The following is a 6,695-nucleotide window of genomic DNA, read 5'->3' on the forward strand; positions in this document are numbered from 1 at the left end:
TGCCCATCACCGACGCGATCGAGGCGCACAGGATGCCCAGCACCCCGCCTTCGGCGCACGACGGCACCATGCCGGGTGGCGGCGGTTCGGGGTAGAGGTCCCGGTAGTTGAGGCCATGGCCGTTCGGCGCGTCCTCCCAAAACACCGAGACCTGGCCTTCGAAGCGGTAGATCGATCCCCAGACGTACGGCTTTTTGGCCAGCACCGCGGCGTCGTTGACCAGATACCGGGTCGCGAAGTTGTCGGTGCCGTCCAGGATCAGGTCGTATTGCTTGAACAGGTCGACGGCGTTGCCCGGCTCCAGCTTCGTCTCGTGCAGCCGCACCTGCACCAGCGGGTTGACCTCGGCGATCGAGTCGCGCGCGGACTGGGTCTTGGGTCGGCCGATGTCGGATACGCCGTGGATGATCTGGCGCTGCAGATTCGACTCGTCGACAACGTCGTAGTCGACGATGCCGATGGTGCCGACACCGGCGGCGGCCAGGTACAGCAGCGTCGGCGCTCCCAGACCGCCTGCGCCGATCACCAGCACTCTGGCGTTTTTCAGCCGCTTCTGCCCGTCTACCCCGAGATCCGGGATGATCAGGTGGCGGCTGTAGCGCGCAACCTCCTCCCGGGTGAGTTGGGCTGCTGGCTCGACCAGCGGCGGCAACGATGTCGACACCGGATATCTCCTTGGTCTAACTTCTCAGGTCCGTCAGCCACAACCGTCACAGCAGTTGTCTTCCTCGACGGCAAACAGATCAACCGTGCGTTGCCCGCGATGCTTCCCGCCCGGCGCCGTTGTCCGGATTGCCCGGCTCCTCCTCCCGCCGCTACGCGGCGCGCATCGGTCGCCGGGCTAGGCGATCGGGTAGGGCCACGGGTTGAACCGGCACGTCTTGCCGTCCGGTTTGACCCACTCGGGGTCGAACTTGGCCTCGTCATTGTTGGCCGTGGAAAACGTCTGCTGCATCATCACCGGCGCTAAAGCGCCTTGCTTGTCGCAGGGCTCATGGCGCTGATAACCGATGGCGTGGCCCACTTCATGGTTGATCACATATTGGCGGTAGGAACCCACATCGCCTTCGAAGGGGACAGCTCCGCGGATCCAGCGTGCCTCGTTGATGAGGACTCGCGGCTGCGACTCATGGCCGAACACTGGGTTGTAGCAGGAGGTTTCCAGCGGAATCTCGTAGCCGCAACCTTCGCGGATCGTCATCGGCGAGCTCAACGAGATCCGGAAGTCGGGATTGCCGGTGTCGATCCGGACGAACGCAAATTGCGGATTATGGGTCCAGCTCTTGGGATTGGACAACGTCTCGTCGACCATCCGCACGAACGCGTCATCGCCGCCGAAGGTCGTGGTGTCCACCCCGTTCTCCACCTCGACGGTGTATCGGAAGACCTTGGCAGTGCCCTGCCCGAATTGGGGCATGGTGCCGGGAACGATGTGCCAGGTCTTAGCCCCGGCCTCGGTGAACGGGCCCCCCGCCGGCAACAGCCCCGTCGGCAGATTGGCGTCGAACTCGGTCAAGCCGCGAGGAGGCGCGTCGATGATCGACGTGCCCACCACCCCGATCGTCGGCGGACCCTGTGCCGGGTCGTGCGAGGTAGGAGCAGGAGCACTGGTTCCGGTCATGGTCTGATACAGCACCACGACCGTGACCGCGGTCAGCACCGGCAGCGCATAGGCGCGCCAGCCATAGGTGGACACAAAGCGACCCAGCCACGTTTGTTTGCGCCAGCGCCGCTCCCTGTCGCGGTTGGAGCGTGGCCGACCGGAGCCCCAGGCGAGCGGGTCGCGCTGAGCGCGCAGCGGTTCTCGCCACTCGTCGCGGAGGACGGGTACCCGACTTCCCCCGCGCTGCGCCGAGTCGTAGGTCACCGCCCCAGGATGGCACAGCTACCGCTAGCTGGGACCCTTGGCGCGCCCGTAGGGTGCTGCCGCACGCTGGTGCGCCGCCGTCTAATCCGTCGATGGCGGCCGGGAATTCGCGAGGGCGGTCGAGCCGGGGTAGTAGTGTCATTCGAACAAGCCGTGTGCGGCGACGCCGAAGTTATGTGGCCGACAACCCAGATCGAGGACTTGATGAGCGAACTAGCGAACGCGACTGCACGGAGTAGCGCTGAACACGTCGACCGGTCGCTAGGCAGCGGCGCAGCGCCGAACCGCCGCGGTAACCGGCTTCCCCGCGATGAGCGGCGTGGCCAATTGCTGATCGCCGCCAGTGAGATTTTCGTCGACCGCGGCTACCACGCGGCCGGAATGGACGAGATCGCCGACCGGGCCGGAGTAAGCAAACCCGTTCTGTATCAACACTTTTCCAGCAAGCTGGAACTGTATCTGGCGGTGCTCCAACGGCACGTTGAGAACCTGGTGTCCAGCGTGCGTCAGGCGCTGCGGACAACCACCGACAACTACCAACGGTTGAGCTCCGCGGTGCAGGCATTCTTCGACTTCATCGAGCACGAAAATCAGGGCTACCGGCTGATCTTCGAGAACGACTACGTCACCGAGCCTCAGGTCGCCGCACAGGTACGGGTCGCTACCGAGTCCTGCACCGACGCGGTGTTCGACTTGATCAGCGCCGATTCAGGGCTGGATCCGCACCGGGCCCGGATGATCGCGGTGGGTCTGGTGGGCATCAGCGTCGATTGCGCCAGGTACTGGCTGGACGCCGATCGCCCGATCTCCAAAGAAGACGCGGTGGACGGCACGGTGCAGTTCGCCTGGGGCGGGCTGTCACATGTGCCGCTCACCCGCTCGTAGCCGACTCCAGCCCGATCCCAAAGCCAACGCGGCGCGACTCGGAGACGCCGATCTCGACGTAGGCGATCTTTTCGGTGTTGATCAGGAACCGGCGGCCCCGCTCGTCAGCCAGGCTCAACACATCCGACTGCTTCCCCAACGCGGAGGTGACCAGTTCCTGGACTTCATCGGGCGTCTGCGCGCTGGTAAAGACCAGCTCGCGTGGGCTGTCCGTGATACCGATCTTGACCTCCACGTCAGACGCCTCCGTTCGAGTCCAGTACAAGCGTTCCCGCATGCAGGCTAGTGGAAGCGGCGATGACTCCGCGCACCAGCCACTTCCCGTCAGCGAACGTCCAGCTGTGACAACGGCTGGCCGACACGCCCGCGCGGCACCGGAATCCGCAGTTCCCAGCCGATACCATCAGCATCATTAGCATCATTGATCACTCTGATACCGACGTCCACGATTACCCGGACGAGGAGACCTACGTCGGCGCCGACCACGACGCCGGCGTATTTGACCATCGCTGGCGGCCGATCGCCGCGATCGCCGGTGCTGTGCTGGTGCTCGCCGTGATTGCCACCGGGCTGATCCTCTACGGCGGTGACAGCACGTCGACCACGGCCACGGTGGGGCCGCCACCGACGCGCCATGTCATCGCCACACCGAGGCCAAGCGTCCCGACGGCCGCACCGCCGACGTCGCTGCCACGCGAGACAGTGACGACCTTGACGCCGTCGGCCGCGCCCACCACAACGCCGTCACCGATCCCCACCGTAGAGCCGAGCCCGTCGTCGGAGGCCAGCCCGCCCGCGGTGAATCCACGCATGGTCGTCTATTCGGTAACGGGGACAAAGCAGCAGCTCTTCGACCTGGTGACGGTGATTTACACCGATGCGCAGGGGATGCCCCAAACCGACTTCAACGTGTCGCTGCCGTGGAGCAAGACAATCGTGTTGAACCCGGGCGTGCAGACCAAGTCCGTGATTGCCACGAGCCTTGCCGGTCAGCTCAACTGCGCGATCAGCGATGCGGCCGGTCAGACGATCGTCGCGTCGACGAACCACACGATGATCGCCACCTGTACACGGTAGGCCGAAACCAGTGCGGCCCCGCTCACGGAACCACCCACCTGCGGAGCCTTTAGGTCAGCCCGAGCTCGCGCATCCGTTGGTCATGGGTGCGCTGGACGCGGTCGAAGAATCCCGGGAGCTGGGTCAGACCGTCGGTGCCCGAGACCACCAGATCGACCAGCTCGTCGTGTTCGGCCAGCACGTATTGGGCCTGGGTGATCGCTTCACCGAGCAGGCGGCGCGACCAGAGTGCCAGCCGGCTGCGCTGTTTGCTGCTGCGGGTCACCGCGGCGCGCACCTCGGCGACCACGAACTGCGAGTGCTCGGTTTCGGCCAGCGCCGCGCGCACCACGTCGGCGACCTCGTCGGGCAGCCCGTCGGCGATTTCCAGGTAGAAGTCGGCGGCCAGCGCATCACCGACATAGGTCTTCACCAGCGCCTCCAGCCAGGTGCTCGGCGTGGTCAGCCGGTGATAGTTGTCGAGGGCCGACGCGAACTCCGCCATCGCCGCCACCACCTCGACACCCCGGCGTTCCATGGCGTCACGCAGCAGCTCGTAGTGGCCCATCTCCGCGGCCGCCATGCTCGCCATCGAAATCCGGCCGCGCAGGTCGGGCGCCATTTTCGCCTGCTCGGCGAGCCGGTAGAAGGCGGCGATTTCACCGTAGGCCAGCACCGCGAACAGCTTGTTGACGCCGGGGTGGTCCGCGGGAAGCCGCGGCGACTGCGGATCGGCCGCCTGGTCGGCGCGCGAAGGCGAAGTCATGGCAACACTCTATGCGTGCTGGTGGCGACCCGCTGCGACCGGCTTCGCCGCCCTGGCGATCGGCTTCGCCGCGCCGACCGGGCGGCGACAGGCTGGCGTCGTAACCCGCCAGCTATGATGGAAGTCGGTAGCGGCTGTACAGCTACCGAACGATTATGTGCGTGCATGCAGTTGGCCCGCCTGTGCAGCGCAGGGCCCGCGAATCGGCAACGTATTCGGAGTCAGAAACTCGTGCGCGCCCGGAACTCGACGAACCGCGACGAGATTTGACTGAACCTGACACCGAAAGGCTTATCGCCCACGCATGACACCACTTGTCACACCCCATCTGACCTTTGCCAACCTCGGAGTTCGCGACGAAATTGTCCGCGCATTAGCCGATCAGGACATCGAACGCCCGTTTGCCATCCAAGAACTCACCCTGCCGGTGGCTCTCGCCGGCGATGACCTGATCGGTCAGGCCCGCACCGGCATGGGCAAGACCCTCGCGTTCGGCGTGCCGCTGCTACAGCGCATCTCCGCCGCCGGCGACTTGAGCGGCGTACCCCGAGCGCTCGTCGTGGTCCCTACCCGCGAGCTGTGCCTGCAGGTCTCTGAGGATCTGGCCGGCGCCGCCAAATACCTCACCGCTGATGACGGCCGGCCGCTGTCGGTGGTGTCCATCTACGGCGGACGCCCCTACGAGCCGCAGATCGAAGCGCTGCGTGCCGGCGCCGACGTGGTGGTTGGCACGCCCGGTCGGCTGCTCGACCTGGCTCAGCAGCGACACCTGCAGCTGGGCGGTCTGCGGGTGCTGGTGCTCGACGAGGCCGACGAGATGCTCGACTTGGGCTTCCTGCCAGACATCGAGCGCATCTTGAGCCAGATTCCGGACGACCGCCAAGCGATGCTGTTCTCGGCAACCATGCCGAACCCCATCATCAAGCTGGCGCGCACGTTCATGAACCAGCCCACCCACATCCGGGCCGAGGCCCCGGACGCCTCGGCGGTACACGACGCCACCGATCAGTACGTCTACCGCGCGCACGCACTGGACAAGCTCGAGCTGGTCAGCCGGGTGCTGCAGGCCCGGGAGCGCGGCGCCACCATGATCTTCACCCGCACCAAGCGCACCGCCCAGAAGGTGGCCGACGAGCTGGCCGAGCGAGGCTTCGCAGTTGGCGCAGTGCACGGCGACCTGGGTCAGGTCGCGCGGGAAAAAGCGCTCAAGGCCTTCCGCACGGGTGACATCGACGTGCTGGTCGCCACCGACGTGGCCGCCCGCGGGATTGACATCGACGACGTCACCCACGTCATCAACTACCAGTGCCCCGACGACGAGAAGACCTACGTGCACCGTATCGGCCGCACCGGTCGCGCCGGGCGCACCGGCGTCGCGGTCACCCTGGTCGACTGGGACGAACTGGCCCGCTGGGCGATGATCGATAAGGCGCTGGAGCTGGGTTGCCCGGAACCGCCGGAGACCTATTCGAGTTCGCCGCATCTGTACGCCGAATTGGGCATCCCGGCCGAAGCCGGCGGCACAGTCGGGACGCCGCGCACCACCCAGAGCAAGCGCGACGGATCCGCGCCGCGTAACGGCAACAGGTCGCGGCGGCGCACCCGGGCGGGCAAACCGGCCAGCGGCCATCCCACCACCAACGGTGAGGCGGTCGCCGAGACGCCCGCCGGTGATGGCGCACACAGTGGTCGCCGCCGTCGTCGCCGGCCGCGTAAAGCGGCAAGCGCCGCCGCACCCGCCAACTAAAGCGGCCGCCGCCGCGCGATGGTCCGACCAGAACGCCGCACCAAGGCCGACATAGTGGCCGCCGCGGCGATCGCGGTGGTTGTCGCGGTGGCCGCTGTCCTGATCTGGTGGACCAGCGACGCGCGCGCGACCATCAGCCGCCCCGCCGCCGTTGCGCCGCCCAATCCGACGCCTGCGCGTGCGGTCCCGTCGTCGCTGCGCCAACTGTGGACCGCGACCAGCACGGGCACCAACCGGCCGGTGGTCGTGGCCGGCACGGTCGTCACCGCCGACAAGCACACGGTGGTCGGTCGCGACCCCGGCACCGGCGAGTCGCGGTGGAGTTACGCCCGCGACAGCGATCTGTGCGCGGTGTCGTGGGTCTACCGCTACGC

Annotated in this window: 9 protein-coding genes and 1 pseudogene; 4 read left to right on the top strand and 6 right to left on the bottom strand. The window is 66.6% G+C overall.

Annotation, left to right across the window (positions count from 1 at the left end):
* Positions 1-664, bottom strand: a 664-nt coding sequence (locus VFA16_RS20855; RefSeq protein WP_324969655.1) for a ThiF family adenylyltransferase, incomplete at its 3' end; no start/stop codon positions are given.
* 177 nt (positions 665-841) lie between these two features.
* Positions 842-1,867, bottom strand: coding sequence for a DUF3152 domain-containing protein (locus VFA16_RS20860; protein ID WP_324969656.1), 1,026 nt, complete (start codon positions 1,865-1,867; stop codon positions 842-844).
* Positions 1,868-2,071: 204 nt separating this feature from the next.
* On the opposite strand from VFA16_RS20860, the gene VFA16_RS20865 reads away from it, so the two are divergent.
* Positions 2,072-2,752: a TetR/AcrR family transcriptional regulator gene (locus tag VFA16_RS20865; protein WP_324969657.1), complete on the top strand. Its 681-nt coding sequence runs from the start codon at positions 2,072-2,074 to the stop codon at positions 2,750-2,752.
* Here the strand turns inward: VFA16_RS20865 and VFA16_RS20870 are convergent.
* The 3 genes from VFA16_RS20870 to VFA16_RS20880 form a co-directional block, all read right to left on the bottom strand.
* Positions 2,739-2,987 carry a DUF3107 domain-containing protein gene (locus VFA16_RS20870; RefSeq protein WP_324969658.1) on the bottom strand — a complete coding sequence of 83 codons (249 nt, stop codon included), beginning with the start codon at positions 2,985-2,987 and terminating at the stop codon, positions 2,739-2,741. The genes VFA16_RS20865 and VFA16_RS20870 overlap by 14 nt on opposite strands.
* Positions 2,988-3,076: 89 nt before the next feature.
* Positions 3,077-3,259, bottom strand: coding sequence for a hypothetical protein (locus VFA16_RS20875; RefSeq protein WP_324969659.1), 183 nt, complete (start codon positions 3,257-3,259; stop codon positions 3,077-3,079).
* A 71-nt stretch (positions 3,260-3,330) separates the two neighbouring features.
* On the bottom strand, positions 3,331-3,564 hold the full coding sequence (locus tag VFA16_RS20880) for a hypothetical protein (RefSeq protein WP_324969660.1): 234 nt from the start codon (positions 3,562-3,564) through the stop codon (positions 3,331-3,333).
* Between VFA16_RS20880 and VFA16_RS20885 the strand changes: the two genes are divergently transcribed.
* Entirely contained in the window at positions 3,551-3,829 is a 279-nt protein-coding gene (locus VFA16_RS20885; protein WP_324969661.1) for an MmpS family transport accessory protein, read from the top strand. The genes VFA16_RS20880 and VFA16_RS20885 overlap by 14 nt on opposite strands.
* A gap of 49 nt (positions 3,830-3,878) precedes the next feature.
* On the opposite strand, the gene VFA16_RS20890 is transcribed toward VFA16_RS20885, so the two are convergent.
* Positions 3,879-4,574: a ferritin-like fold-containing protein gene (locus VFA16_RS20890; RefSeq protein WP_324969662.1), complete on the bottom strand. Its 696-nt coding sequence runs from the start codon at positions 4,572-4,574 to the stop codon at positions 3,879-3,881.
* Between the two features lie 304 nt (positions 4,575-4,878).
* Between VFA16_RS20890 and VFA16_RS20895 the strand changes: the two genes are divergently transcribed.
* Both VFA16_RS20895 and VFA16_RS20900 read left to right on the top strand, forming a co-directional pair.
* Positions 4,879-6,321 (top strand): DEAD/DEAH box helicase, encoded by a 1,443-nt coding sequence (locus VFA16_RS20895; RefSeq protein ID WP_324969663.1) that lies wholly within the window; start codon positions 4,879-4,881, stop codon positions 6,319-6,321.
* 18 nt (positions 6,322-6,339) lie between these two features.
* Positions 6,340-6,695, top strand: a pseudogene (locus VFA16_RS20900) (hypothetical protein); the annotation flags it as partial.

Source organism: Mycobacterium sp., from assembly GCF_035653355.1.
Taxonomy (GTDB): domain Bacteria; phylum Actinomycetota; class Actinomycetes; order Mycobacteriales; family Mycobacteriaceae; genus Mycobacterium.

Coding starts and splice junctions, on each gene's coding strand:
- VFA16_RS20865 (WP_324969657.1), top strand. CDS start 2,072: ATGAGCGAACTAGCGAACGCGACTGCACGGAGTAGCGCTGAACACGTC.
- VFA16_RS20875 (WP_324969659.1), bottom strand. CDS start 3,259: ATGGTCAAATACGCCGGCGTCGTGGTCGGCGCCGACGTAGGTCTCCTC.
- VFA16_RS20880 (WP_324969660.1), bottom strand. CDS start 3,564: ATGCGTGGATTCACCGCGGGCGGGCTGGCCTCCGACGACGGGCTCGGC.
- VFA16_RS20890 (WP_324969662.1), bottom strand. CDS start 4,574: ATGACTTCGCCTTCGCGCGCCGACCAGGCGGCCGATCCGCAGTCGCCG.
- VFA16_RS20895 (WP_324969663.1), top strand. CDS start 4,879: ATGACACCACTTGTCACACCCCATCTGACCTTTGCCAACCTCGGAGTT.